This window comes from Pseudomonas monachiensis, from assembly GCF_047345015.1.
Taxonomy (GTDB): Bacteria; Pseudomonadota; Gammaproteobacteria; order Pseudomonadales; family Pseudomonadaceae; genus Aquipseudomonas; species Aquipseudomonas monachiensis.
This window is the reverse complement of the sequence record NZ_CP178857.1, coordinates 4,414,749-4,440,923: the sequence shown is the minus strand read 5'-3', so window position 1 is coordinate 4,440,923 and position 26,175 is coordinate 4,414,749. Positions and strand designations below refer to the sequence as shown.

General features: G+C 58.7%; 26 protein-coding genes. 12 read left to right on the top strand and 14 right to left on the bottom strand.

Annotation, left to right across the window (positions count from 1 at the left end; translation table 11 throughout):
* The first annotated feature begins 18 nt into the window (after positions 1-18).
* Entirely contained in the window at positions 19-675 is a 657-nt protein-coding gene (locus ACMDB8_RS19780) for a thiopurine S-methyltransferase (RefSeq protein WP_056727099.1), read from the top strand.
* Between the two features lie 188 nt (positions 676-863).
* Here the strand turns inward: ACMDB8_RS19780 and htpX are convergent, their stop codons facing one another.
* Together htpX and ACMDB8_RS19770 are read right to left on the bottom strand one after the other, a co-directional pair.
* Positions 864-1,754 (bottom strand): protease HtpX, encoded by an 891-nt coding sequence (gene htpX, locus ACMDB8_RS19775; RefSeq protein ID WP_007973520.1) that lies wholly within the window; start codon positions 1,752-1,754, stop codon positions 864-866.
* Between the two features lie 315 nt (positions 1,755-2,069).
* Positions 2,070-3,281 (bottom strand): pyridoxal phosphate-dependent aminotransferase, encoded by a 1,212-nt coding sequence (locus ACMDB8_RS19770; protein ID WP_007973513.1) that lies wholly within the window; start codon positions 3,279-3,281, stop codon positions 2,070-2,072.
* Positions 3,282-3,507: 226 nt separating this feature from the next.
* Here ACMDB8_RS19770 and msrB point away from each other — a divergent pair, with 226 nt between their 5' ends.
* The 3 genes from msrB (at position 3,508) to ACMDB8_RS19755 (ending at position 5,045) form a co-directional block, all read left to right on the top strand.
* Positions 3,508-3,903, top strand: a complete 396-nt coding sequence (msrB, locus tag ACMDB8_RS19765) for a peptide-methionine (R)-S-oxide reductase MsrB (protein ID WP_046043423.1) — start codon at positions 3,508-3,510, stop codon at positions 3,901-3,903.
* 198 nt (positions 3,904-4,101) lie between these two features.
* Positions 4,102-4,587: a glutathione peroxidase gene (locus tag ACMDB8_RS19760; RefSeq protein ID WP_056727098.1), complete on the top strand. Its 486-nt coding sequence runs from the start codon at positions 4,102-4,104 to the stop codon at positions 4,585-4,587.
* Positions 4,584-5,045, top strand: a complete 462-nt coding sequence (locus ACMDB8_RS19755; protein WP_056727097.1) for a MarR family winged helix-turn-helix transcriptional regulator — start codon at positions 4,584-4,586, stop codon at positions 5,043-5,045. Before ACMDB8_RS19760 ends, ACMDB8_RS19755 begins: the two co-directional genes overlap by 4 nt.
* Here the strand turns inward: ACMDB8_RS19755 and ACMDB8_RS19750 are convergent.
* Entirely contained in the window at positions 5,029-7,392 is a 2,364-nt protein-coding gene (locus ACMDB8_RS19750; RefSeq protein WP_056727096.1) for a hybrid sensor histidine kinase/response regulator, read from the bottom strand. The genes ACMDB8_RS19755 and ACMDB8_RS19750 overlap by 17 nt on opposite strands.
* Before the next feature lie 123 nt (positions 7,393-7,515).
* Here ACMDB8_RS19750 and ACMDB8_RS19745 point away from each other — a divergent pair, with 123 nt between their 5' ends.
* Positions 7,516-8,406 carry an ATP-binding protein gene (locus tag ACMDB8_RS19745; protein ID WP_056727095.1) on the top strand — a complete coding sequence of 297 codons (891 nt, stop codon included), beginning with the start codon at positions 7,516-7,518 and terminating at the stop codon, positions 8,404-8,406.
* The gene (locus ACMDB8_RS19740; RefSeq protein ID WP_056727094.1) at positions 8,403-8,885 is read left to right on the top strand and encodes a GAF domain-containing protein; all 483 of its coding nucleotides are present in this window, start codon (positions 8,403-8,405) and stop codon (positions 8,883-8,885) included. Before ACMDB8_RS19745 ends, ACMDB8_RS19740 begins: the two co-directional genes overlap by 4 nt.
* On the opposite strand, the gene ACMDB8_RS19735 is transcribed toward ACMDB8_RS19740, so the two are convergent.
* The 8 genes from ACMDB8_RS19735 to ACMDB8_RS19700 form a co-directional block, all read right to left on the bottom strand.
* Positions 8,886-11,831 carry an HD domain-containing phosphohydrolase gene (locus tag ACMDB8_RS19735; RefSeq protein WP_056727093.1) on the bottom strand — a complete coding sequence of 982 codons (2,946 nt, stop codon included), beginning with the start codon at positions 11,829-11,831 and terminating at the stop codon, positions 8,886-8,888. It abuts the gene before it with no gap.
* A 49-nt stretch (positions 11,832-11,880) separates the two neighbouring features.
* Positions 11,881-15,522, bottom strand: a complete 3,642-nt coding sequence (locus ACMDB8_RS19730; RefSeq protein ID WP_409078904.1) for a transporter substrate-binding domain-containing protein — start codon at positions 15,520-15,522, stop codon at positions 11,881-11,883.
* 8 nt (positions 15,523-15,530) lie between these two features.
* Complete coding sequence (locus tag ACMDB8_RS19725) at positions 15,531-16,157, bottom strand: response regulator transcription factor (RefSeq protein WP_056727435.1); 627 nt, start codon at positions 16,155-16,157, stop codon at positions 15,531-15,533.
* A 245-nt stretch (positions 16,158-16,402) separates the two neighbouring features.
* Positions 16,403-16,795, bottom strand: coding sequence for a response regulator (locus ACMDB8_RS19720; RefSeq protein WP_056727091.1), 393 nt, complete (start codon positions 16,793-16,795; stop codon positions 16,403-16,405).
* 178 nt (positions 16,796-16,973) lie between these two features.
* Positions 16,974-18,302, bottom strand: a complete 1,329-nt coding sequence (locus ACMDB8_RS19715) for a deoxyguanosinetriphosphate triphosphohydrolase (RefSeq protein WP_056727090.1) — start codon at positions 18,300-18,302, stop codon at positions 16,974-16,976.
* Positions 18,303-18,517: 215 nt separating this feature from the next.
* Positions 18,518-18,862: a hypothetical protein gene (locus tag ACMDB8_RS19710; protein WP_056727089.1), complete on the bottom strand. Its 345-nt coding sequence runs from the start codon at positions 18,860-18,862 to the stop codon at positions 18,518-18,520.
* A complete protein-coding gene (locus tag ACMDB8_RS19705) occupies positions 18,859-19,248 on the bottom strand; it encodes a phage holin family protein (protein ID WP_056727088.1) in 390 nt (129 codons plus the stop codon). The genes ACMDB8_RS19710 and ACMDB8_RS19705 overlap by 4 nt, the downstream gene beginning before the upstream one ends.
* A 1-nt stretch (position 19,249) precedes the next feature.
* Positions 19,250-19,564, bottom strand: a complete 315-nt coding sequence (locus ACMDB8_RS19700; protein ID WP_056727087.1) for a DUF883 family protein — start codon at positions 19,562-19,564, stop codon at positions 19,250-19,252.
* Between the two features lie 328 nt (positions 19,565-19,892).
* On the opposite strand from ACMDB8_RS19700, the gene ACMDB8_RS19695 reads away from it, so the two are divergent.
* The 4 genes from ACMDB8_RS19695 to ACMDB8_RS19680 all read left to right on the top strand — a co-directional run bounded on the left by ACMDB8_RS19695 (position 19,893) and on the right by ACMDB8_RS19680 (position 22,945).
* Positions 19,893-21,101, top strand: a complete 1,209-nt coding sequence (locus ACMDB8_RS19695; protein WP_056727086.1) for an ammonium transporter — start codon at positions 19,893-19,895, stop codon at positions 21,099-21,101.
* A gap of 105 nt (positions 21,102-21,206) precedes the next feature.
* Positions 21,207-21,443 carry a glutaredoxin family protein gene (locus ACMDB8_RS19690; protein WP_008049107.1) on the top strand — a complete coding sequence of 79 codons (237 nt, stop codon included), beginning with the start codon at positions 21,207-21,209 and terminating at the stop codon, positions 21,441-21,443.
* 172 nt (positions 21,444-21,615) lie between these two features.
* Positions 21,616-21,933, top strand: a complete 318-nt coding sequence (locus ACMDB8_RS19685) for a hypothetical protein (protein ID WP_008020364.1) — start codon at positions 21,616-21,618, stop codon at positions 21,931-21,933.
* A gap of 121 nt (positions 21,934-22,054) precedes the next feature.
* A complete protein-coding gene (locus ACMDB8_RS19680) occupies positions 22,055-22,945 on the top strand; it encodes a pseudouridine synthase (protein ID WP_056727084.1) in 891 nt (296 codons plus the stop codon).
* An 84-nt stretch (positions 22,946-23,029) separates the two neighbouring features.
* On the opposite strand, the gene ACMDB8_RS19675 is transcribed toward ACMDB8_RS19680, so the two are convergent.
* Together ACMDB8_RS19675 and mobA are read right to left on the bottom strand one after the other, a co-directional pair.
* A complete protein-coding gene (locus tag ACMDB8_RS19675; RefSeq protein ID WP_007994800.1) occupies positions 23,030-23,251 on the bottom strand; it encodes a YgdI/YgdR family lipoprotein in 222 nt (73 codons plus the stop codon).
* Positions 23,252-23,328: 77 nt separating this feature from the next.
* On the bottom strand, positions 23,329-23,931 hold the full coding sequence (gene mobA, locus ACMDB8_RS19670) for a molybdenum cofactor guanylyltransferase MobA (RefSeq protein WP_056727083.1): 603 nt from the start codon (positions 23,929-23,931) through the stop codon (positions 23,329-23,331).
* A gap of 81 nt (positions 23,932-24,012) precedes the next feature.
* On the opposite strand from mobA, the gene moaB reads away from it, so the two are divergent.
* Both moaB and glp read left to right on the top strand, forming a co-directional pair.
* Positions 24,013-24,552: a molybdenum cofactor biosynthesis protein B gene (gene moaB / locus ACMDB8_RS19665; protein WP_056727082.1), complete on the top strand. Its 540-nt coding sequence runs from the start codon at positions 24,013-24,015 to the stop codon at positions 24,550-24,552.
* On the top strand, positions 24,536-25,762 hold the full coding sequence (gene glp, locus ACMDB8_RS19660) for a gephyrin-like molybdotransferase Glp (RefSeq protein WP_056727081.1): 1,227 nt from the start codon (positions 24,536-24,538) through the stop codon (positions 25,760-25,762). Before moaB ends, glp begins: the two co-directional genes overlap by 17 nt.
* A gap of 64 nt (positions 25,763-25,826) precedes the next feature.
* On the opposite strand, the gene ACMDB8_RS19655 is transcribed toward glp, so the two are convergent.
* Positions 25,827-26,141, bottom strand: coding sequence for a hypothetical protein (locus ACMDB8_RS19655; RefSeq protein WP_236709764.1), 315 nt, complete (start codon positions 26,139-26,141; stop codon positions 25,827-25,829).
* Between the last annotated feature and the right edge of the window lie 34 nt (positions 26,142-26,175).

The window sequence follows — 26,175 nt, the reverse complement described above, 5'->3', positions numbered from 1 at the left end:
GAATTTTCGGGGTTATTTATGCAGCCGGAGTTTTGGCACAAGAAGTGGGCGGCGAACCAGATCGGCTTTCACCTGCCACAGGTGAACCCTTATCTGAAACGGTTCTGGCCAGCGTTGAGCCTTGAAGAAGGCGCGCGCGTGCTGGTGCCGTTATGTGGAAAAAGCCTGGATCTGCTATGGCTCGCCCATCAAGGCCATGAGGTCTTGGGAGTCGAACTGTCGGAAAAAGCCGTCGAGGAGTTTTTCAGCGAACATGGCTTTGATCCGGCCGTTAGCGAGCAGGGGCCGTTCAAGGTTTATCGGGCAGGTTCCATTGAGCTGTGGTGCGGCGATTTCTTCGAGCTGACGGCAGGCGACGTTGCCGATTGCTCCGCGCTTTATGATCGCGCGGCGTTGATCGCGTTGCCGGCGCAAATGCGCGAGCGCTACGCCGCCCATTTGAAGCGGATTCTGCCGAAGGAGTCCCTTGGCCTGATGATTACCCTGGATTACGACCAGGCGCAAATGCCCGGTCCGCCGTTTGCCGTACTCGATGAAGAGGTGCGACGGTTGTTCGGGGACTCATGGGCGCTGAAGATCCTGGAAGATCAGGATGTGTTGAGCGAGAGCGGGAAATTCCTGGAGGCGGGTGTCACGCGGCTGGAGGAGCGTGTGTATCGGGTTTCCAGTCGGTAGGAACGGTTAGCAGTACTGGCCTCTTCGCGAGCAAGTCGAATCGTCGCACCGCCGCTCCCACATTTGACCGCGATTCCTTGTGGGAGCGGGCTTGCCCGCGAAGAGGCCCTGAAAAGCACTGAAGCTTTTGAACACGCAAAAAAAGGCCCGCATCGCTGCGGGCCTTTTCATTTTTGCTGTGAAGTCTCTTAGCCCCGACGACGAGCCAGAGCGTCGATACGCTCTTCCAGTGGCGGGTGGCTCATGAACATGCGGGCGAACCCTTGCTTGATGCCACCGTTAATGCCGAAGGCGTTCAGGGTGTCGGGCATGTGCACCGGCAGGCCTTGTTCCGCCCGCAGGCGTTGCAGGGCGCCAATCATCGCGGCGGTGCCGGCCAGGTTTGCACCGGCTTCGTCGGCACGGAATTCGCGCTTGCGCGAGAACCACATGACGATGGCGCTGGCCAGGATGCCGAGAACAAGTTCGGCGAAGATGGTTGCCACGTAGTAGGCAATGCCTTGGCCTTCTTCGTTCTTGAAGATCACCTTGTCGACGAAATTGCCGATGATTCGTGCGAAGAACATCACGAAGGTGTTCACCACGCCCTGGATCAATGCCAGGGTAACCATGTCGCCATTGGCTACGTGGCCGATTTCGTGGGCCAGGACGGCTTTCACTTCATCCGGCGAGAAGCGCTCGAGCAAACCCTGGCTGACCGCAACCAACGCGTCGTTCTTGTTCCAGCCGGTGGCGAAGGCGTTCGCCTCGTAGGCCGGGAAGATACCGACTTCGGGCATCTTGATCCCGGCTTCGCGGGACAGTTGCTCGACGGTTTGCAGCAGCCATTGCTCGTGACGGGTACGTGGCTGGGTGATGATCTGGGTGCTGGTGCTCATCTTCGCCATCCACTTGGAGATGAACAGCGAGAACAGGGAACCGGCGAAACCAAAGACCGCACAGAAAATCAGCAGCTGATTGAGGTTGAGATCAACCCCATTGGCCGCCATGAACCCGTTGAAGCCGAAAAGGCTCAGGGTGATGCTGGCAATCAGCACGACCGCCAGGTTAGTGGCCAAGAACAGCAGGATGCGCATCATGGTTGTAGAAATCTCCTCAAGCTAAAGATGTAGCGTACTGCGGGGTATATAAGGTGCTGCACCGGGGTATTCAACCGGGTGACTATTTCAAACTGTGTCCTACGGCAACAGTCTAGCTGCTTGCAGGGCATTTCCGACAAGTGTGCAGGAAGTGTTTGTCAGTCAATTCGTGCCGAAGGCCCAGCCTTTGTTAGGCGTGGGCAGGCAAGGGGTTGTCCGGTAGCGACAAAGCGACGGCCAGTGGCCCAATGCAAATAAATGTTGCCGGATGAATCACCGTGCGACGTTCGGGGGCATCGCACGGTGACGGACCGCTTACTGGCGGTAGGACTTGAGGAAGCCGCCGATGCGTCCGATGGCCATCTCCAGGTCATCGACACGGGGCAGGGTCACGACGCGGAAGTGGTCTGGCCATGGCCAGTTGAAGGCGGTGCCTTGAACCACAAGCAGCTTCTCGGAGAGCAGCAGGTCGAGGACGAACTTTTCGTCGTTATGGATCGGGCAAACCTTGGGGTCGATCCGCGGGAATGCATACAGCGCGCCCATCGGCTTGACGCAGCTCACGCCCGGAATGTCGTTGAGCAACTCCCAGGTGCGGTTGCGTTGCTCCAGCAGGCGGCCCTGGGGCAGTACCAGGTCGTTGATGCTCTGATAGCCACCCAGGGCGGTCTGGATTGCATGCTGGCTCGGCACGTTGGCGCACAGGCGCATGTTCGCCAGCATGTCGATGCCTTCGATGTAGCTCTGGGCGTGGTGTTTCGGTCCGGAAATGGCGATCCAGCCGGAACGGAAGCCGGCCACGCGATAGGACTTGGACAGGCCGTTGAAGGTCAGGCACAGCAGGTCAGGCGCCAGGGAGGCGGTGCAGATGTGCACGGCGTCGTCGTAGAGGATCTTGTCGTAGATCTCGTCGGAGAACACCACCAGGTTGTGCTGGCGGGCCAGTTCCAGCATGCCCAGCAGCACTTCCTTCGAATACACCGCGCCGGTCGGGTTATTCGGGTTGATGATCACCAGGGCCTTGGTGTTCGGGGTGATCTTGGCCTTGATGTCGGCCAGGTCCGGCCACCAGTTGGCTTGCTCGTCGCACAGGTAATGCACCGGATTGCCGCCGGACAGGCTCACGGCTGCGGTCCACAATGGATAGTCCGGCGCTGGCACCAGCACTTCGTCGCCATTGTTGAGCAGCGCCTGCATCGACATCACGATCAGTTCGGATACGCCGTTGCCCAGATAGATGTCTTCAATGCCGACGCCTTCCACCTGCTTTTGCTGGTAGTACTGCATCACGGCCTTGCGCGCACTGAACAGGCCCTTGGAATCACTGTAGCCCTGGGCGGTCGGCAGGTTGCGGATCACGTCCTGGAGGATTTCATCCGGTGCTTCGAAACCAAAAGGCGCCGGGTTGCCGATGTTCAGCTTGAGGATGCGATGACCTTCCTCTTCCAGGCGCTTGGCGTGCTTGAGCACCGGGCCGCGAATGTCGTAGCAGACGTTGGCGAGCTTGTTCGATTTGCTGACCTGCATGGCGATGTGTTCCCGAAAATGAACGATCCAGACGGCGTTTGGGCAACCGTGCTGGGAATCCTGCGTATTCACACAGGCCTGACGCCTTGAGATGCAGCACCCATATTTCCGTTTGAATGCGCGTGGTCTGGCTGCCAGACTGGCGTTTGACGAGGCGCAATCATACGTGCCGCCCGATCCGTGGAAAAGGTACAGATCGGGCTTTTTCAGCCGCTGAGGTGTGATGATGGAAAAGTTGGAAAAAACCCTGGAAGAATGGAAGGCGATGCTCGACCCGGAGCAGTACAACGTGTGCCGCCTCAAAGGCACCGAACGTCCGTTTTCCGGTAAATACAACGCCACCAAAACCGACGGTATCTACCACTGCATCTGCTGCAGCGAGCCACTGTTCGACTCCAGGACCAAGTTCGATTCCGGCTGCGGCTGGCCGAGTTTCTACGCGCCGATCGGCGACAGCGCCATGACCGAAATCCGTGATGTCAGCCACGGCATGATCCGCACCGAAGTGGTCTGCGCCAAATGCGACGCGCACCTGGGGCATGTATTCCCTGATGGTCCGCCGCCGACAGGCCTGCGTTATTGCATCAATTCGGTATGCCTGGACCTGGTGCCCCGCGAGTAATGCGAGCCCCGTAGGAGCTGCCGAAGGCTGCGATCTTTTGATTCTTGGCCTCAAGAAAGACCAGGTCAAAAGATCGTCCGAACGCGGCCCGAACCTTCGGCAGCTTCTACAGTTGGTCAGTGTTTTGATTAATTAAATTGCACACAATTAAATTGCTAGCTATTTTGTTGTTTCTTCCATTCGTTCGGAACCTCAAACATGAGCGACAACCTGCTGAGCATCCCTTGCACCACGATCAAGGGCGAGCAAAAGACCCTGGCGGATTTCGCCGGCAAGGCCGTGCTGGTGGTCAACACGGCCAGCAAGTGCGGTTTCACTCCGCAGTACAAGGGCCTGGAAGAGTTGTGGCAGACCTACAAGGACCAGGGTCTGGTGGTGCTCGGATTTCCCTGCAACCAGTTCGGCAAACAAGAGCCGGGCAATGAAGGGGCGATCTCCGAGTTCTGCGAGTTGAACTTCGGTGTCAGCTTCCCGCTGTTCAAAAAGATCGACGTCAACGGTGCCGATGCCCATCCGCTGTTCGTGCAATTGAAAAAGCGCGCACCGGGGGTGCTGGGTTCCCAGGGCATCAAGTGGAACTTCACCAAGTTCCTGATTGGCAAGGACGGGCAACTGGTCAAGCGCTTCGCTCCGGCGACCAAGCCGCAGGACCTGACCCGCGAGATCGAAGCCCTGCTCAAATGAATACCTTGTCAGTCGATTCCCTGAAGCTCGACAGCCAGTTGTGTTTCAAGCTGTACGCGGCTTCCCGGGCGGTGATTCGCGCCTACAAGCCAATGCTCGATCAGTTGGGCCTGACTTACCCTCAGTACCTGGCGATGCTGGTGTTGTGGGAGTGGCAGGAAGCGGCCCCGGAGCAACCGACCGTCAAGGCATTGGGCGAGCGTCTGGCCCTGGATTCCGGCACGCTGACACCCTTGCTCAAGCGCCTGGAACAACTGCAACTGGTGCAACGCCAGCGTTCGGTGCGCGATGAGCGTGAAGTGCACCTGAGCCTGTCGCCAGCCGGCGCGGCCTTGCGTGACCAGGTCGGGCCACTCAAGGCGCGCCTGTTGTGCGACAGCGGGGTCGATCTGAATCGTCTCAACGAATTGCGCGATGGCCTCGATCACCTGTTGGGGCAGATCAAGGCGTTGTCGTAGCGGGGATCCACAGGTCCAGCAGGGCGGCCAGTTCTTCGCGCCGAAAGGGTTTGGCCAGGTAGTCGCTCATGCCCGCGGCACGACAGCGTTCACGCTCCTCCGACATGGCGTTGGCCGTCAGGGCAACAATGGGCAGTTGGGGCCAGCGTCCGTTGCGGCGGATTTGCCGGCTGGCTTCATAGCCGTCCATCACCGGCATGTTGCAGTCCATCAGCACCAGGTCGAAATCCCGTTGTTCGAGTTGGTCCAGGGCCTCGCCGCCATGAGCCGCGGTGGTGACCTCACAGCCGAGTTTGCCGAGCATGCCCTTGGCCACCAACTGATTGACCGGGTTGTCTTCCACCAACAGCACTCGTCCGCGGCGTAGCGGGCATTGAGTGTCGAGCCGGGCCTCATTGATCGGGTGGGTTTGCGGTTGCAGGATCCGCTGCAACGTCTGAAGCAGCGTACTGCGGGCCAAGGGGCGGGCCTGTTGTTGCAGGGGGGCGAGGGCGCTGGCCTCTTCGCTGGGCATGAAGTTGCCGTAAGCGGTGATCAGCAAGATCGGCGCGCTGAGGGTGGGGCGCAAATTGAACAGGCATTCGGGGCAGTCGGTGATGAGCACGTCGGCTGTCAGGCCAAACAGTGGGTCATCCATGGAACGCCGTTCATAGTCCAGCCCCCAGACAGGCAACAGGCTGTTCAACAGTTCCCCCAGACCGCTGCTGGCGGCAGTGATGGCAATGACCTTGCCCTTGAGCGAAACAGCAGGCATTGCGCGAGTATGACTGGGCAAAGGCAAGTCTGCGCAGAACTGGCTGCCAAACCCCGCCTCGGAACTGATTGTCAGGCGTCCTTGCATGGCTTCGCAAAGGTTGTAGGTCAGGGCCAGGCCCAGCCCGGTGCCGCCAAACTGACGGGTAATACCGGCGCCGGCCTGGGTGAAAGGCTGGAGGATCTTGACCTGGGCATCCTGGGGGATGCCGATGCCGGTGTCACACACTTCGATCCTGACGCCGTCGCCGAACGTCGACAGGCGCACGTCGACCCGCCCGAAACGGGTGAACTTGAGGGCGTTGGACAGCAGGTTACTGACGATCTGCCGCACCCGGGTCGGATCGCCGAGCACCAGTGCCGGGAAATGCGGATCGATCAGGCAGGTCAGTTCGACGCTGGGGGCGGCGTTCTGCGACAACAGGTTGGCGGTGTCTTCGATCAGCGAACCGAGGTCGAAGGGGATGTGTTCGAGTTCGAGTTGGCCGGCATCGAACTTCGACAAATCGAGAATATCGTTGAGCAATTCCACCAGCACTTTGCCCGAGTCATGGGCGATAGACAGTTGCTGCTGTTGTTCGGCATTCAGCGGCCCGTCGAGTGACAGCGCGATCATCCCGAGCAAGCCATTGAGAGGCGTGCGGATTTCATGGCTCATGTTGGCCAGGAACACCGAGCGGGCTTCGGCCATGTCGAGGGCGGTACTGCGGGCGGCTTCCAGTTCCTCGTTGGATTGGCTCAACCGCGCGTTGATCGCCTTGAGTTCGGCAGTGCGGGCCGAGACGATGTTTTCCAGTTGGCCGAGGTATTCGGTCAGGCGGTTTTCCGCGTTGCGCCGCTGCTGGATTTCGGTGGCGATGTTCTTGAATTGCTGGTTGGCAACCTTGACCAGCACGCCGATTTCATCGTTGGCGTGTCCGGTGGGACACTCCAGTGAGGTCGATTCGGTGCTGCCCGGGTCGCGACCGCTGAGTTCACGGATGACTCGCACCAGGGGTTTGGTCAGCATCACATAGAACAGCGCCAGCAGGATGCCGGACAGCAGCAGGCTGCGGGCGAAGCCATTGATCAGGGTCACTTCGGCCCGGCGCAGGAACCGGTCGCCGAAGGCGTAAGTATCGACGTTCAGCCGCAGCGTACCCAGGGATTCGTTGGGCATATGATCCAGGTAAAGCCGGTCTTCGAACTGTCGGTTGGCGCCGAACAGGAAGTCACTGAGCATCCGGTAACCGTTTTCCACACCGGGTCGCTTGACGTTGGCCAGAACGGTACCGTTGTTGTCGGTCAGTTTTGCGCCGATGATCGCTGGCGAGCGCAGCAGGCCCAGGGTCAGTTCCTTGGCGAGTTCGGCGTCGATGTTGTAGGCGATTCGCGAGGCCGGGTTGTGGCTGATTTCCAGCAATGAAAGGATTTCACGATTGATGGAGGCGTCTTCACTGGCATAATCGATGCCTATTTGCAGCAGGCTGAGCAGCGTGCCCAGAATGAAACCGACCAGCACAGTAAGCCGGGCTTGCTTGAATGACAGCCGGTTGGTGAATTTGATGTCCATGAGGGGGTGAACCACTTCGGTTTCCTTTCGCTGCTCAAGCATAGTCGATCATGCATGCCTGCTGATGTTCTCGCGAGGCTTGTACTGCGGGGGCCGCCGCTTGTGTGACGCTGTGTTTCGTCGCTGTATCACCATCATTACTGTGAACGTGCCTGAGGAGAAGTCGTGGATTCCCGATTGAATGCTTTTCTTGAACGCGCCGATGCCGTTCTGGCCCGTATCGAGCCGTTGCTGCCGGCCTTCCGGCCCACCATCGACTGGACACAATGCCTGGCCGCGCGCTGGCAGCGTGAGTCGCGCGGCGGTTATCTGATGCCGCTGGAGGTCAGCCTCGACATGCGTTTGTCGGACCTGATCGGCGTCGACCGGCAAGTCGAGCAGCTTGGGCGCAATACCCAACAGTTTCTCGACGGCATGCCGGCCAACCACGCCTTGCTCTGGGGCTCACGCGGCACCGGCAAGTCGTCGCTGGTGCGCGCTTTGCTGGCTGAGCACGCTCAAGCCGGATTGCGCTTGATCGAGATTGAACGTGATCACCTGGCAGACCTGCCGCGAGTGGTCGAACAGATCGGCAAACTGCCTCAGCGTTTCGTGTTGTTTTGCGATGACCTCTCGTTCGAGTCGGGCGAGGGTGATTACCGAGTGCTCAAGAGTGTCCTCGATGGCTCGCTGGAACAGGCGCCGGACAACGTTTTGCTGTACGCCACGTCCAACCGTCGCCACCTGGTGCCGGAAAAGGAAAGTGACAACGAAAACTGGAAACGGGTCGACGGCGAACTGCATCCGAGCGAGGCGGTGGAAGACAAGATCGCGCTGTCGGACCGCTTCGGCCTGTGGCTGTCGTTCTATCCGTTTACCCAGGAACACTTCCTCGACGTCGTCGAGCACTGGATCGGCCAGTTGGCCGGCAAGGCCGGACTGGCGTGGCAGCGCACCGAGGAACTGGACATCCTGGCGGTACGCTGGGCCACCGGCCGAGGCAATCGCAATGGGCGTTGCGCCTATCAATTTGCTCGTTATTGGGTCGGGCTGAAACTGTTGGAGCACAAGGCATGATCGATTTACAAAAGAGCGGCCAGGGCCTCGAAGGCTACGGCATGCTGCACGCACAGCTGGAGTCATTGCTGGCGGACGAGCGGGATTTTATCGCCAATGCCGCACAATTCTCGGCGTTTCTGTTCAATCAACTCGATGACTTGAACTGGGCCGGTTTCTACCTCAACCGTCATGAAGAGCTGGTGCTGGGCCCGTTTCAGGGGCAGATCGCTTGCGTACGGATTCCGTTCGGCCGTGGCGTTTGCGGGGCGGCGGCAGCCACCCTGCAGACTCAACGAGTCGAAGATGTGCACGCGTTCCCCGGTCACATTGCCTGCGACAGCGCCTCGAACAGCGAACTGGTGGTGCCGTTGGTCAAAGACGGCCGATTGATCGGCGTGCTTGACCTCGACAGTCCGAAACTTGCGCGTTTCACCGCGCAGGACCAAGCCGGGATCGAACAGCTGGCGGCGATTTTCCTGCGCCTGACCGACTGCTGATCAAGACGCCAGGCCGGCCTTGGCCAGCAGGCCGGAGGCGTCCACCGCATCGATCTGCCCAGGGTCGAGGAAGCGCCTGGCGTACTGCAAATAGATTTGTGCCTTGATGAACAGCCCGAACAGCTGCGGGTCTATGTGGGCATCACGGCACATGAACGCCATGATGCTCAGCGCCTCGCTCAAGGTCTTGGCTTTTTTGTATGGGCGGTCGGCGGCCGTCAAGGCTTCGAAAATATCGGCAATCGCCATCATCCGCGCCGGCAGGCTCATCTCTTCTCGCTTCAAGCGTTTCGGATACCCGCTGCCGTCCATTTTTTCGTGATGCCCGCCGGCTATTTCCGCGACGCTGCGCAAGTGCCCGGGGAATGGCAGATGGTTGAGCATCTGGATCGTCTGAACGATGTGGTTATTGATGACATAACGCTCCTCGCTCGTCAGTGTGCCCCGGACGATGCTCAGGTTGTACAGCTCGCCGCGGTTGTATTTGTGGGGCGGAACGTCGAGCTTGAAGCCCAGGGGATTGTCCTGCGGTATCACTTCGTTTTCGCTGCGTTCGAACAGGTGCTCGGGTTTGTCCGCCAGTAAGGGTTCGCTGACGGGCAGGGCTGGGGCGGGCGTTCGGGCCTGACGCCGGTTTTCTTCCCAGGACACGCCCAACCGGTCATCCAGGGTCCGGGTCCAGGTGCGTTCAGCCAGGCGGCGCAGACGTTGCAGATCAGCGTCGGCCATGGCTTCGCCGCCGAGATTGCAACGGGCCACGAAGGCGAAATCATCATCCAGTCCGGCCAGGCTGGTATTGCGCAGTTCCGCCAGCGCTCGCTCGTCACCGCCCAGGGCAATGGCCTGCCAGTAGCTGATCCAGGCATCGCGCTTGAGCACCTCGAAGCGGGTACGGATCTCGTGGATGCGATCGGTCAGGGTTTCCAGTTTCGTGGCTTTGTCGACAACGTATTCCGGCGTGGTGACCTTGCCGCAATCGTGCAACCAGGCGGCGATGTGCAGTGCCTCCCATTCATCTTCGGTTGGCTGATAAGCGCTGAAGGCGGGCTCCTGGCTGTCTGCCGCCGCTTGGGCAAGCATCAGGGTCAGTTCCGGCACCCGCTGGCAATGGCCGCCGGTGTAGGGGCTTTTGGCGTCGATGGCGCCGGCCAGCAGTTGAATGAAGGCGTCCAGCAGCTGTTTTTGCCGGGCTTGCAGGCGCTGGCTTTCGATACACACGGCGGCCGCGCCGGACACCGCCTGGAGAAACGCAATGCGGTCCGGCCGCAGTTTGTCCAGATCGCTCTGCTCGCCGCTGTCGGCCAACAGCAACACCAGCAGACCCACGGTTTCGTTGTGGCGATTGTGCAGGCGGATTCCGATCAGATGGACTCGGGGGCTTTCCAGCGAGAGCAGGATTTTCTGCAGATCACCTGCCTGCTCGAAACCCAGGTTACTGACGACAGTGTCGACATTGGCCAACTGGTGCAGCCATGGGGGGCTTTGCGGATTCTTCAGCGAGTGTCCGCGGATGTCGAAGGCTTGCAGGTTCTCGGCGGTGTTGTTGATCACCAGTCCGTGAGGTTCCATGTGCTCGCCATCACCTTCGCGCAGATAGATCAGGCCGGCCTGGGCCTGACCGATTTTCACGGTTTCAAACAACACCCGTTCCAGCAGTGGGGCGAAGCGGGTTTCGGCGCTGAGGCTGTCTGTGATCTGGAAGAAGCTTGCCAGGGTGTCTTTCACCCGTGCCATCGACACACTCAGCTGGTCGACTTCGAGCACTGGCGAGCGACGGGAAAGCGGAAAATTGAAATCGAAGCTGCGAATCGCGTCGGCCTCCTGCACCAGGGCGCGCAAGGGCTTGACCAGGACTCTCGACGTCAGCCAACCCAGGGGCACGCATAACAGCAGGATTGCCAGGGTAATGAGCGCACCTTGCCAGCGCATCCGGTACGCGTCGACGAGCAACTCGTCCTCCGGTACCAGCAGCGCCAGTTGCAGGCCTTGGGGGCCGCCTTCCTGCATGCTGCTGCGGGCCACGATCCACTGCCGGCCGCTGGCGTTCAGGTGACTGCCCTGAGGGGGACTGTTGAGCAACGCACCCAGGCTGGGGCTCAGGTCCGCCGCCTTGATCAGGCGGGACGTCTGATCATCGATGATCAGCCTGCGGCTGTCGGGGTAGGCAATGGCATTGCCTTGGGCATCGAACAGCACGATTTCGGTGTTGGGGGTCACGACGTGCTTGGCCAGGGTCGCGCTGAGTTCGGCCAGGGTCAGGTCAGCGGCCAGGATTGCCTTGTCGCCGCTGCGTCGTGCCAGTGTCGTGCCGATGTTGTGGGTGGAAAAGAAAATATAGGGTTCGGTGGTGATCTGGTCATTGTCGCCGCGGGCGCTGGTAAACCAGGCGCGGTTGCGTGGGTCGTACGTATCGTTCAGGTTGTCCTGACGGCTGACAAGTACCAGGTTCCGGTCGAAAAACAATGACTGGGAGTGGGCCTGGCCGCTGCTGTCGTGCTCGATGCTCCAGACCTGGTAAACCGCCGTGTCCGGTGCCTTGACCAGGGCTTTGACCGCTGGGGTGCGCAGCGGGCGGACCATGAAAAAGTCACCATTGTCGTAGCCCAGGTACAGCGAAGCCAGGTTGGGGTTGTCCTCGAGTGACTGGCTGAACGGTTCGAGCAGTGCCAGGCGTTGTTCCAGATCAGGGGACTGGCCCGCCGGATTGAGTGCCAGCAGGCTCAACAGATGACGAATGGGGTCATAGGTCGCGTGCAGGTCCAGCCGGACATCCTGCTCAATGCGGTTGAAGAGTTTTTCACTGCTGGACAAGATGATCTGTGTGGTTTGCCGGTAGTTGAATAGCCCCAGGGCAGTCCCGGTCAGCAACAGTAGAAGGGTGAACATCACGCTGATATGGATATGCAGCGGAAACCGGCGTGGATCCGTGCGCAGTGGGTCAGGCATTGCGGGTTTCTCCAGGATGGTCAACACACTGCCGAGGGGCCAAGCATAGTTAAGGCTCTGGCATTTTGCCTTCGTCGTAATGCTCGATCTGACGTAGCAACGCGTCCTCCAGTTCGAGCATGGCGCGCTCCATGGCTTTGCAGCATCCGGCCACTTTTTCGCGATCGAAATCCTCATGGCAGGCGGCTTCGAGTGCCTCGCAGCAGTCAATCAGGCGGGAGGCCTGTACGATCCGGGCCGCACCTTTGATTTTGTGGGCAATGTCCCGTAGCGCCTGGGTATCCCCGGAGCTGGATAACGACAGCAGCGTTGGCAGGTCCTGGCGGTTGCTGCTGACCAACTCGTTCAGCAATCGTCGGTTCAACATCGGGTTGCCCCCGGTCAGCTGTTTCAAACCGTGAAGGCTGAACGCCGGAGCTGCCTGGCCGGGTTTTATGCCTTGCACCCATTGTCCCAAGGCCCCGAGGCTGAGGGGTTTGAACAGGCAGTCGTTCATTCCGGCCTGTTTGCAGCGTTTTATTTCTTCCGGTTGAGCGTTGGCGGTAAAGCCGAGAACGGTGCAGGGAGGGCGATGGAGTTGGCGTTCATGCTGGCGAATGGCGCGGGCCAACTGGTAACCGTTCATGACCGGCATGTTGCAATCGGCGATCACCAGATCAAAAGGCTGATCTCTCCATGCCTCCAATCCTTCCTGCCCATCGGACGCGACGGTAAATCGATGCCCAAGAAACTCCAACTGCTGGCACATGAGCAATCGATTGGCCGAGTGATCGTCGACTACCAGAACATTCAATGGGGTTGTGGCGACGACAACTTGGGTTTCGACCGCTTGGATCGACTGTTGCAGCGGCAACGTTTCCAGCTGCAACAACACCTCCACTTGGGTGCCGATGCCCGGCTCGCTGCGCAATTGCAGACTACCGCCCATCATCTCGCAGAGATTGCGGCTGATCACCAGCCCCAGTCCTGCGCCTCCCCTGGCCGATTGCATGGCATGGTCAGCCTGAGCGAAGGGTTCGAACAGGCGTTGTTGATCCTGCTCGCTGATCCCGATGCCACTGTCGTGAACCTGCACCTGCATTTGCACACGCTCAGGTTGCGTAGCCGGGTGCAGTTCGACAATGACCCGGACCTGGCCTTGTTCGGTAAACTTGATGGCATTGCTGATCAGGTTGGACAGCACCTGCTTGAAACGCAATGGGTCCAGCAACACATCGAAGGTCGTATTTGCCGATGAAAACTCCAGCACCAGTTCGAGTTCCTTCTGTCGGGCCAGGCCTTCGAAAATTCGTACGACCGAGGTCACAAGTTCACCCGGATTGACCCGCTCCGGGCTCAGGCTCAAGCGTCCTGATTCGATTCTGGCGATGTCGAGAATGTCGCCGATCAATTCCAGCAACCCTTTCGCCGAGTTGTACGCGACATCGATGGCCGGACGCTCCGGGTGCTGATGATCAAGACGCTTGAGTGTCAGTTCAAGCATGCCGATGATTGCATTCATTGGCGTACGGATCTCATGGCTCATCGTGGCCAGAAACGTGCTTTTGGCCCGGTTGGCGTTATCGGCGCGTTCTTTCGCGCAACGCAGATCATCAAGCAGTTGCCGCCGTTCGCTGATGTCGATCCAGCCACCGATAATGCCTTGCACTTTTGCGCTGGAATCCCGATAGGGAAGAATCCAGTGATAGATCGTCAGCCGCCGGCCACCAATGTGCAGTTCGCGATCGACGATCAACGGTCTGCCTTCGGCCACTACGCGCTGGTAGTCGGCCTGGTACTCCCGGGCTTCGAACACATTGCTCATCGATCCCTGCATGACGCTTTTGCCGATGACATCTTCACGCCGGGCGCAGAACGCTTGCAGGTAACTGTCGTTGCAACTTTGCAGCAGCCCCTGGCGATCACGCACGTAGATCGGATGGGGCGTGCCATTGACCAGTGATCGCATGAACTCGAACTGATCGTTCAGCGCACGCTCGGCGGCCTTGCGTTGCTTGATCTGGCGTCGCATGTAGTCGTTCCACGCAATGGAAATCAGCAATAGCACGCCGGCACCGATGACGATTTGGTAGAACAGTCTTTGATAGTTGCGCCAGGTGCTTTGCGAGGATGCCGAATAGCCGCGCCAGCGACTGTTGATGATGCCCAGTTCTTCCGGCGAGATGCTCAGCAACGCCTTGTCGAGAATGGCGTTCAGCTCTTTGGCGTCCAGAGCGGTGGCAAGGGAAAACGCCGCCTGCTCAGTGCCGATGGCGGTGCTGATTTGCAATGTGTGCTCGAACAGCCGCGAGGAAATGAAGTAATTGGCAATGACCAGTGAGTTCACTGCGCCCTCTGCCTGGCCCTCGGCGAGTAACTCTACGGCACTGAAGGCGTCCGGGGTTTCGATCAACTTGATCCGGGGGAACTCTATGCGCAGGTAATCCATGATTGGATTGCCACGGGCAATGGCCAGGCGCTTGTCCTGCAACTGCGCGAGGTTGGCCGGGCTGTCTCCGGCTTTGCGGGTCAGCAGGACGTAGGAGTTTTCCAGAAAGGGGCGGGTAAAGTTCAGTTGAGATTGACGTTGGGCGCTGGGGAGTAATGCGGCGATCACATCGACCTTGTTGTCCTTGATCTGTTTGATCATCTCTTCATCGCTTCGACTGCGCTGGATATCAAAGCGCAAGCCAGTGCGCAGCCTGATCAGCTCAAGCAAATCCGCGGTGACCCCACGAAAATTGCCATTGCTATCGAAAAATGTCAGTGGCGCAAAGGCTTCGTTGACAACAACGCGCACAATCGGGTGGTGGCTCAGCCAGCGTTCTTCCCGCTCAGTGAGTTGCAGCTTTTGATCGGTCAGCAGAATGTCGCTGCCGGCGCTCCAGCGTTTGGCGATGTTTTCTCGTTCACTGGAGGGGATGGCTGTGATCATCGCGTTGATGATGCCGAGCAGTTCGGGATTGTTCCGGTTGACGGCGAAGCTGAAACCAAAGGCTTCATGTTTGCCGAAGTTGGCCATGCGGATGTTGTTCAGGTACCCCTTGTTGATCATGTAGTGAGTTGAAATGGTGTCTCCGAGGAACACGTCCGCCTGATCGAAAGCAACGGCATTGATCGCATTCTGGTAGGACGGATAGGACGTGATGATCGCCTTCGGGTACAACGCCTTGACTTCCGCCAGTGGCAAGTAGTGATACACCATGCTCAGGCGCAATCCGGCCAAGCCATCAGTGAGGGATCGGGTTTCCCCTTCGCGGGTCACCAATACGGGTTGGTCGACGGCATAGGGTATGGACAATGCAATGTCGGCGTTGCCAGCTTCGAATCCATTGGCGGTGCCGAGCAGATCGACTTCACCGTTCTCCAGCGCAGTGATCGCGGCCCCTCGGGAATCGAAACGCTGAACCGTGACGGGCAGACCGGTTACTTTTTCCAGGAGACCGGCGTAATCGGCGGTAAACCCTTCATAGTCCCGACCACTGGTGGTCAGGTCGAATGGTGGATAGTCCGGGGCCGACGTACCGAGCGTCAGCTGTGTTTTTTGTGTTATCCATTGTCGCTGGGATTCATCCAGCCGAACCTCCAGCGCTCCGACCTTCGAGCGGCTGAGCAGCGTGTAGTTTTCATTGCCCGGTGCGCCGAACAACGTGGTGCTCACGCATAGACCTGCGGTCAGTTGAATCAGATAGACCTTCAAACGGCTGGGCATCCAGGTTCTCACACGAGTGCGTTACGTTTTGCCATCTCGATCAGTTCAACCAGGGATTTGGCTTTGAGTTTCTGCATGAGGCGCTTTTTGTAGGTGCTCACGGTCTTGTTACTCAGAAACATGCCCTTGGCGATTTCCTTATTTGTGCGACCTTGGGCAAAAAGTTGCAATACCATCAGTTCCCGGTCATTTACCGACTTGAACAGTTCCAGTTCAATGCAGCGTGTTTCATCTCCGCGGACGGGGTTCAAGGCTTCGCTCGGGAAATAGTTGTAACCTGCAAATACCGCTCTTATGGCGCTGACCAGTTCACTGATGTCCTCTTGTTTGCAGACATAGCCTGATGCACCCGATTGCATGCAACGAATACCGAAAAGTGTCGGGCATTGTGCTGTCAGCACCAGTGTTTTAAGAGGGGTGTTCATTGCATTGAATCGGGATAGCACTTCCAGGCCATCCAGTTTTGGAATGCTGATGTCGAGAATGACCAGGTCCGGCATGCATTCGCGAACCATCTGCATGGCGTCGACCCCATTGTCAGTTTCGCCGACGACTTTGTAACCTTCATGTTCCAGTAACATTCGAACGGCAAGGCGGATAACCGGGTGATCGTCGACAATAAAAACGGAGTTCATAATCAAGTCCCATGCGAGCTCAAATAAAGCGCGCACCATAGCTCAGATACTTGAAGGGGCGCATGAACTGACTGTCCTGTAGCAGCAATATAGGAAAAATCCTACATATTAAAAAGAATAGGACTACGTATTAACTAGGTTTCTTATTAGGAAGGCTGAAAAGAGTCCGATGTGCGGGCATACTTTAAAAGGAGGTTGTTTGTAAGTTTTTCACTGTGCATTTATCAGCTTTTATATGTTTTTTTCTATAGTGGTGCTGAGGTCAACAAGTCTCTAAATTCAGATTGTTTCAGTGGTTTTATCAAGTAACCCAATAATGGCAGCCCGTATTCGGTGGCCGTTTTTTCAAGCTCATCCAGTTCAGACGTCGTCAGGCTGCTCAGAATGATCGCCTGCCTGATCAGGCCCCGCTGGCTGGCGAACCGGACCAGTTCGAGTCCCGTCAGATCGGGCAGGCATTGATCGCATAAGAGGATGTCGAACGGTTGGTCTGCCCCGAGCATTTGCAGCAGGGCGCCTTTGGCGCTGTCGGCGGTCGTCAGTCGGGTGAAGCCATAACTTTCCAGCAGGTATTGAGTGGCTATTAGTTGGAAGGGATGGTCTTCCACCACGAGGATGCGTAGATCGTCTTTGGCCATGGGGCGCACTTCATCTGTCGAACAGAAGGGAGGGAGATTGTTTCGCGAGAGTACCGGGCAAGCGATCAGTTTGCTCGCCATGTGCTGTAGGGCAATTCGACGAAGCTTGAGTGTTGTTGGATGTTGAAGGGGGGATCAGCCATAACGAATGCCGTAATGGCTGATCGGTCGATTCATCTCAGTGGCTGGCGCGGCCGGTCATTTCCAAGGCCATGTCACTGGCATAGCTGTCGGTCATGCCGGCAATGAAATCAATCATGCGCAAAAAGGAGGTATGCAACGAGCCGTGAGGATCGGGTGCATTGTTGCCCAGCAGGTCAAGGATGCGGCGGCTCTTGAACGACGGCGTGCGTCCATTATGCTGCTCCAGCGCGGCACCGCAAAAGGCGTTGAGCAGGATTTCCAGTGTGGTGTAGGCGCCGATCTCGTGCAGGGTCTTGCGCTTGTCCTGGAAGATCTTCTTGCGGGCCATGTCCTTGGCATTGAGCACGCAACGCTTGGCGGGACCGTGCATGTGTTCCACCAGATCGCCGGGCAGTGTACCGGCCAGCAGCGCATCCTGTTGCTCGACGAAGGCGCGGGCCGCGGCATTGGTCAAGTGTTCGATGGCTTTACCGCGCAGGATCGCCAGTTTGCGTCGGCGCGAATCGCCGGGACCGAGCTGGCGATAGGTTTCCGGCAAGTCATCGCCCACCAGGCCAAGCAGCAGGGATTCGACTTCGGCGTATTCGAGCAACTCCATTTCCAGGCCGTCTTCCAGGTCGATCAGCGCATAGCAGATATCGTCGGCGGCCTCCATCAGGTACACCAGCGGGTGCCGCGCCCAACGTTGCTCCTCCACTTGTGGCAGGCCGAGTTTATGGGCGATCTGCTCCAGCAGTGGCAGCTCGCTCTGATAACAGCCGAACTTGTGTTTCTTGTAGCCCAGCGAGTCGGCGTGCCTGGCCGTCCATGGATACTTCAGGTACGTGCCCAGCGTTGCATAGGTCAGTCGGGTGCCGCCGTCGAACTGGTGATACTCCAGTTGAGTGAGTACCCGAAAGCCTTGGGCATTGCCTTCGAAATTCAGGAAGTCATTGCGCTCGGCCTCACTCATGGCATCCAGCCAGCCGCGGCCGGCGGCTTGCTGGAACCAATGACGGATCGCGTCTTCACCGGAATGGCCGAACGGCGGGTTGCCGATGTCATGTGCCAGGCAGGCCGATTGCACCACCATCCCCAGGTCGCTGGGTTCGCACCATTCGGGCAGGGCGCTGCGGATGGTTTCGCCGACGCGCATGCCCAGCGAACGACCCACACAGCTGACTTCCAGTGAATGGGTCAGGCGCGTATGAATGTGATCATTGCTGGACACCGGATGGACCTGGGTCTTGCGCCCGAGGCGGCGGAAAGCCCCCGAAAAAATGATGCGGTCGTGGTCTTTGTGAAAAGGGCTGCGGCCGAGTTCTTCAGGGCTGTGCAGAGGTTTTCCGAGGCGTTCGCGGGTAAGCAGGGTGTGCCAATCCAAGGCGGGTCTCTCCGTCAGGTGACTGATGGCCTAGCTTCCCGTTTCGCGCCATGACCTGCAAGCGGAACTACCACCCGGCGGCGGCGATATCGAGGTCTTTTTGCAAGATCTTTTTTTGGCGGATGCCTGTCGACCGGGTAGGCGCACAGGATTGCGCCCCCGATAGAGGGGCGCATCCCGTCGATGTTGCAAGGACGCAGCCAGAAAGAAACTGATCAGTCTTTGCGTGAGGAGCCCTGCATGATCAGTTTGACCAGCGGCCCCAGTGTGGTGCCGAGACGGATCAGCCGGGTCAGGCTGCTGAGGCTACCCCCGTTTTTTGCACCCTTGCCGGTCAGAAAGCCCAGCAAGGTAACGGCGGCCACGCCCCAGAGTGGAGCGTGCTTGATGCCAAAGCCGTCCTGCAGGTTTTGTGTCATCCCGCGCACCCGTTGCAAGGGCTGCAGCAGTTGCGCGGATTCGTGGCGGATTTCCTGACGGTGCATTTCCATGCGCAAGCGGATCAGGGCCTTGCGCATTTGCGCGCGCGAGCTGTTTTGTGGCAATTCAGGCAGGCTCATGGCAGCAGGCGCTCCCGATCATTGGCCAACTCTTCCAGGGTGCCATGGAAAGGCGAGGACTCATCGAAAATCGCCGCTCTCAAGCGCATCCCACAGAATATGGCGGCGAGGGAGTAGAACATGCAGAGCCCGATGATGGCGGCCAGGCGGTACGTGTCCCAGAACAGGATAAGCACCAGCGTCGACAGCCCTACCAGCAACAGCAATGCAAACACCAGCGCCAGGCCGGCAAATAGCAACAGGCTGACGGTGCGGGCTTTTTGTTCCTGCAATTCAATGCCGAACAGCTCGACATGGCTGTGCAGCAACCCAAGGAAGGCAGCACCCAGGCGCCGCGATGAGGAGCTTGTTCCCGTCACGGACGGGCCGGATTCGCCGATCGACATATCAGCGCCGGCTGGCCAGCAGGCCGATCAGGAAACCCACGCCGGCCGCGATCCCCACGGATTGCCAAGGGTTGGCCTGGACATAGTCTTCAGTGGCGGTGACAGCAGCCTTGCCGTGTTCGCGCAGGGAGTCTTCGGTCAGTTTCAGGGTTTCACGGGCACGCAAGAGACTCTCGTGGATCTGCTCGCGCAACTCGTCGGCCTGATCGCCGGCCAGGGTCGCGGTGTGTTCCAGCAAGCGCTCGGTGTCACTGACCAGTGTCTGAAAGTCGTTCATCAGGATTTCTTGAGCAGTCTTTGCCTGGGTGCGGGCCATGATGGATCTCCTTAAGTGGCTATCTGATGCGTTCGAGTATGAGCCTTCGGCGAAGGTTCAGTACAAATGACTGGTACAACTTTTGCTGAGTCTTGGTGCGCCGGTCCGCACCATTGCGCTATTGCCGGGCATGATTCCAGTAAAACCGTAGGACCAACAATCAAAAACACGCGTAAACGTCCGGGGCGCGTTTTTCCTGGACGGCGTCCGTGCGCCAAAGTGGTTCAGCGAAATCAGTCCACTGATGTCTTGAAGCTGCAACTTGGTGCACGGGCAGTCATCGCGAACTGCTTTGGTGCTTTTTTCTGCCATAAGGTCTGCCCATTCCATGGAAAATCTGCAAAGCGCTGTGGACACCCTGGTCCATAGTTCCAACACGCTGTTCATTCTGATCGGTGCGGTCATGGTTCTGGCCATGCACGCCGGTTTCGCCTTTCTCGAAGTCGGAACCGTGCGACAGAAAAACCAGGTCAATGCGTTGTCGAAAATCCTCAGCGACTTCGCTGTTTCGACACTGGCCTACTTCTTTATAGGCTATTGGATTTCCTATGGCGTGACGTTCATGCAGCCAGCGGCCCTGCTCAATGCCGACCATGGCTATGGACTGGTGAAATTTTTCTTCCTGCTGACCTTTGCCGCGGCGATTCCGGCGATCATTTCCGGTGGGATCGCCGAACGCGCCCGGTTTGTTCCCCAGCTGTGTGCAACCGCGTTGATTGTCGCGTTCATCTATCCGTTCTTCGAAGGCATTGTCTGGAATGGCAACCTGGGTTTGCAAGCCTGGTTGCTGGAGCGCTTTGGCGCCGGTTTCCATGATTTCGCAGGCTCAGTGGTGGTGCATGCCATGGGCGGTTGGCTGGCTCTGGCGGCGGTGCTGTTGCTCGGGCCGCGTAATGGCCGCTATCGCGAGGGTAGGCTGGTCGCATTCGCGCCATCGAGCATCCCGTTTCTGGCTCTGGGCTCGTGGATCCTGATTGTCGGCTGGTTCGGCTTCAACGTCATGAGCGCGCAAACCCTGCAAGGTGTCAGCGGACTGGTGGCGGTGAACTCGTTGATGGCCATGGTTGGCGGTACGGTGGCGGCGCTGATTGTCGGTCGCAACGACCCGGGCTTTCTGCACAACGGCCCGTTGGCGGGGCTCGTGGCAATCTGTGCCGGTTCCGACCTGATGCATCCTGTTGGGGCGCTGGTTACCGGTGCCGTCGCGGGGGCGCTGTTTGTCTGGTGCTTTACCGCGGCCCAAGGCAAATGGCGCATCGACGATGTATTGGGTGTGTGGCCGTTGCATGGCTTGTGCGGCGTGTGGGGCGGCATCGCCTGCGGCATTTTCGGCCAGACCGCTTTGGGCGGGTTGGGCGGGGTCAGCCTGATCAGCCAGTTGATAGGCACTGCGCTGGGCATCACTGTGGCACTGGCCGGCGGGTTTGCGGTGTATGGCGTGATCAAGGCGTTGCATGGATTGCGCCTGAGTCAGGAAGAGGAGTACTACGGCGCGGACCTGTCGATCCACAAGATCGGCGCCGTGAGCCAGGACTGACCCAGGTCACTTTATCGTCGGTAGCATCAGGGCAGGGGCCTCAATGGCTCGACGGTTTTTCGGGGCAGGCCTAGAATGGTCACTTCATTTACTGGTTGAGCGCTCATGCTTCCCGAATGTCAGCTGTTCGGCACCCTTGGATGCCACCTGTGTGAAGTAGCCGAAGCCATGTTGATGGAGTTCGTCGAGCGCGGTCTGCTGGTGGAGCTGGTGGATATCGCCGACGATGAAACATGGTTCGCAGCCTACAGCCTGCGTATTCCGGTATTGCGGCGCGTCGATACCGGTGCTGAACTGGGCTGGCCGTTCAGTGCCGACCAGGTGGTGGCGTTCCTGCGTTGAGCGGTTCTTGCGCTGGCGGTATGTCCCGCCTGTCGAACTTTGCGATTGATCCCCTTGGCTTATTCGGTGTTGATCGGATACTGTATGTGTATACAGTTATTCGCGGTGCCTGCCTTGCCATTCCAGATTTTTGGGAATGAGCAGGCAAGCCCGGGTGTCAGAGGGATGAATCGTGGTCAATGTCGAACAGTTGAAGAACAGCGTGAACCGGATGTCCGCGGACGTCGTGCGCGAGGCTGTCCTTGAGTTGCGTCTGGATGGTCTGGTGACCGAGGGGAAAACGCCCTTCAACAAAACACATTTCAATACCTGTTTCGCAGAAATCGAAGCCTTGTTTCAGCGCGCGGGTTATCACCGGCAACTCGATGTCGTGGGCTATCAGGGATTGTTGTACGCCCTGTACGACCCCGCTCGCTGGGAGGCGGTCGATGTGCTGCGCTGGCTCAAGGAGTACACCGAAGCGGCAGCGCGCACGCAGATCCCGGCTTGAGTAATCTTAGGGTGCGTTCTCAATTGGTTTTCACGTCGGGAAAACTAATTGAGAACGCACCCTAGGTTCATTCCCCTTGCTGTTGGATAATGCCGCTCTGCACTGAGGTTAGAGCTTTCGTATGTCCACTTCTTCTTTTTCCGCGGCACACAGTCAGGCCAGTACGCTCTACTTGCCACCTGGCCCGTGGCAGACCGTTGTCGATTGTCTGTGCGAGCATTTCAGCACTATTGGTCGTGAACAATGGCTGGACAGAATCGCCCGTGGCCGGGTCCTCGATGGGCAGGGCATGCCGATTGCACTCGATCTGGCCTACAGGGAAGGTTTGCGGATTCATTATTTTCGCGAAGTGCCGGATGAAAAACCGATTCCGGTGATCGAGTCGATCCTGTACGCGGACGAGCATCTGGTGGTGGCGGACAAGCCGCATTTCCTGCCGGTGACGCCGGCTGGCGAATACGTCGAACAGACGCTGCTCAGGCGCTTGATCCGGCGCCTGGACAATCCGTATCTGGTGCCATTGCATCGCATCGACCGGCACACCGCGGGGCTGGTGCTGTTTTCCGCCAATCCGCAGACCCGTTCGGCTTATCAGTCGTTGTTTCCAACCCGGCAGATCGAAAAGCGCTACGAGGCCATCGCCAAGGCGTTGCCTGGCCTTTCTTTCCCGTTGGTGCACAAAAGCCGGCTGGTCGATGGCGAACCGTTCTTCCGCATGCAGGAAGGTCCGGGGGCCAGCAATACCGAGACGGCGGTCGAAGTTCGGGAGAAACAGGGGGATCTCTGGCGTTATGGTCTTTACCCGGTGACGGGAAAGAAACATCAGCTACGGGTACATATGGCGGCGTTGGGCGCCGGTATCTGCAACGACCCGTTTTACCCCGAGGTGCTCAAGGATGCGCAGGATGACTACGCCAATCCTTTGAAACTGCTGGCTCAGGGGCTGAAATTTGTCGATCCGGTCACGGGCCAGGCGCGTGAGTTCGAGAGTGAAATCACCCTGCAATGGTGATCGGTAAGCGATCCTGAAACGCTGCTCTCCAGGCATGAAAAAGCCCGCATCAAGCGGGCTTTTCTGTATCCGGTGGCACCAGGATTACAGCTCCTTGACGGTCCGAACCTGATCCTTGTTGATGCGGGTCTGTTTGCCATCGAGCTGTTCGAATTCGTAGAAACCGGAATCCTTGTCGAATTGTGGCGTGTCGACGGCCTGGATTTCGCGACCGTCATTCAAGGTGATCACCGTAGGCGATGCGCAACCGGCGAGGGTGGCAAGGCCCAGTGCGAGCATGAAAGTGGCGAGGGTCCGTTGAGTCATGAGTTGTGTCTCCGAATAAGAATTCTGTGGTTGCTGAACTTGAGACGTGCACCGTCTGCGCAAGTTCCTGATCAATGTCAGTCTGACACAGTGTCATGACCGCTTAAAAGTTCCGGCGTGTTGAGGTTGGCCAGTCGCGGGTCGTTGTCCGGGCATTGCAGCGCGGTCGCGCCGAGCTTGCGCATCAACCGGCCAGGGCTGCGCTCACCCTCGTTCCAGGCATTTTCAAATGCTGCCCTGTGCAGCACCGGGATCACACACAACAAGGGTTCCCAGTGGTCATCATGGCGCACCATCAGTGGCTTGTCCGGATGCAGGTTGGCGGCCTCGCGCATAGTGCCGATCAGTGCCGCATCGATGCCCGGAACGTCACAGGGCATGACCAGCAAATGGCTATGGCGAGCAGCTTTCAGGCCCGCGCGAATACCGGCCAGCGGCCCGGGGAAGTCACCTTCATCATCGTGGACCAACTGGTCAGCGTAGGGGGCGTACTTCTCAAGGTTGCGATTGCAGGAGATGATCAGGTCATCGGTCAGCGGACGGGTCTTGCGGTGCAGATGTGCAATCAGGGGTTCGCCGTGCCAGTCCAGCAACCCTTTGTCCCGACCACCCATGCGTTGGCCGCGCCCGCCCGCCAGGAGCAGAATGGAGCAGGGTGGCAATTGTGAATTCGTGGTCATGGCAGGCCTCCATGGGGGCGGCGAAAAAACGGAGCGCTGTGATATAACACCGGGCTGTTTCTCCTACAACTGGACGAGCCTATGAAAGCCAAGGCTGATGTACCTTTCGCACCGCTGAATATTGCAGTGCTGACTGTCAGCGATACCCGCACACTGGAAACCGACACCTCAGGCCAGGCCTTTGTCGACGGATTGACCGCTGCCGGTCATTTCCTGGCTGCTCGGGTGTTGCTCAAAGATGACCTCTACAAAATTCGCGCGCAAGTCGCCAACTGGATTGCCGACGATGTCGTGCAGGTGGTGCTGATCACCGGCGGCACCGGTTTTACCGGGCGTGACAGCACACCGGAAGCCGTCGGTTGCCTGCTGGACAAGCAGGTTGATGGATTTGGCGAGCTGTTCCGCCAGATCTCGGTTGCCGATATCGGTAGCTCGACCGTTCAGTCCCGGGCATTGGCTGGCCTGGCAAACGGCACGTTGGTTTGCTGCTTGCCGGGCTCGACCAATGCCGTGCGCACAGCTTGGGATGGCATACTGGCCGAGCAGTTGGATGCGCGGCATCGGCCGTGCAACTTCGTGCCTCATTTGAAACAGGCCGCGCCTTGTGAATCCCGTGGGTAAGCCTGGCAAGTCTGGCAGTCTGATGCCTGTCGAGCAGGCGTTGGCGCGGCTGCTGGAAATGGCCGAGGCCTCGAGGATTGTCGAGCGTGAACGCTTGCCATTGGCGCAGGTACAGGGGCGCGTACTGGCTGAAGATCTGGTGTCGACGCTTGATCTGCCACCCTGGCCCAACAGCGCCATGGACGGTTATGCCTTGCGCATGGCTGACTGGACGGGAGAGCCGTTGCTGGTCAGTCAGAAGGTGTTTGCCGGCCAGGCCCCCGATCCGTTGCAGCCAGGCACCTGTGCGCGCATTTTCACCGGGGCGCCTGTTCCTGCCGGTGCCGATTGCGTCGAGATGCAGGAGAACGCCGAGGTTCAGGCCGATGAGCGAGTACGTTTCATTCAAGCCTTGACCCAAGGCCAGAACATTCGCCCGCAAGGCCAGGAAACGACCGTCGGCGAACTGATTCTGCCGGCAGGTACACGGCTGGGGCCGATCGAGCAAGGATTGGCGGCCTCCTTGGGATGCGCTGAGCTGGCGGTGGTTCGCAAGGTGCGTGTGGCGGTACTGTCTACCGGCGACGAATTGATTGAACCGGGGCAGGCGCTGGGGCCAGGACAGATCTACAACAGCAACCGGGTGTTGTTGTGTAGCTGGTTGCAGCGTTTGGGGTGTGAGGTCGTCGATGCGGGAATTCTGCCGGACAATCTGGAAACCACTCGCTCCCGATTGGGAGAGTTGAAGGATGTCGACCTGATCCTCTCGACCGGCGGCGTATCGGTGGGGGAAGCCGATTTTCTGGGTATCGCCTTGCGCGAAGAGGGCGAGCTGACGCTGTGGAAGCTCGCCATCAAACCCGGTAAACCGCTGACGTTCGGACATTTTCGTGGTGTGCCGGTGATTGGCTTGCCGGGCAATCCGGCATCGACCCTCGTGACCTTTGCCTTGTTGACCAGACCCTATCTCCTGCGTCGTCAGGGCGTGCAGGACGTTGAGCCGCTGAAGGTCCAGGTGCCTGCCGGGTTTGACTGGCTCCAGCCAGGCAGTCGGCGTGAGTATTTGCGTGGACGTCTGGAAAACGGCAGGGCAACGATCTACAAAAACCAGAGTTCCGGTGTGCTGCGCAGCGCGGCCTGGGCTGATGGACTGGTAGAAGTCCTGGAGGATCGCACGCTGGTTCCGGGCGATAGCGTTTTCTTCATTCCGCTGAGCGAAGTCCTGGGCTGATAGCTTCAGTGGCTTTGTCACACAAGACCCGGTTGATTGAGCCGGGTCTTGTGTGGGTGGCAACTCAATGCGCCAAAAGCAATGAAATGACCTGTTCGAAACGGCTATTGGCGATCCAGCCAAGGAGGCCGAGGATCACGGCTGTTCCGCAGGCGGAATAGACAAGTCGGTGTTTGATGGATTTGACGTCATCCCGGGCTTCTTCCATGTCCCTGCGTATGCACTTGAGGTGTGTTTCCAGCTCGGTGACGCGAGGTTCCATATCAACTTCTCCCGTGGCTTTTGTGCTGTTGCGGCATTCAGCTCGATGGCCTGCATTTTTATTTTCTGTGAGCGGCAAGACCGAAATGGTCGGTGACGCGAGGTTCTGGCGTTGCATGGCACGTCCTTGTGATGTCCAGCAGGCTTCTAAA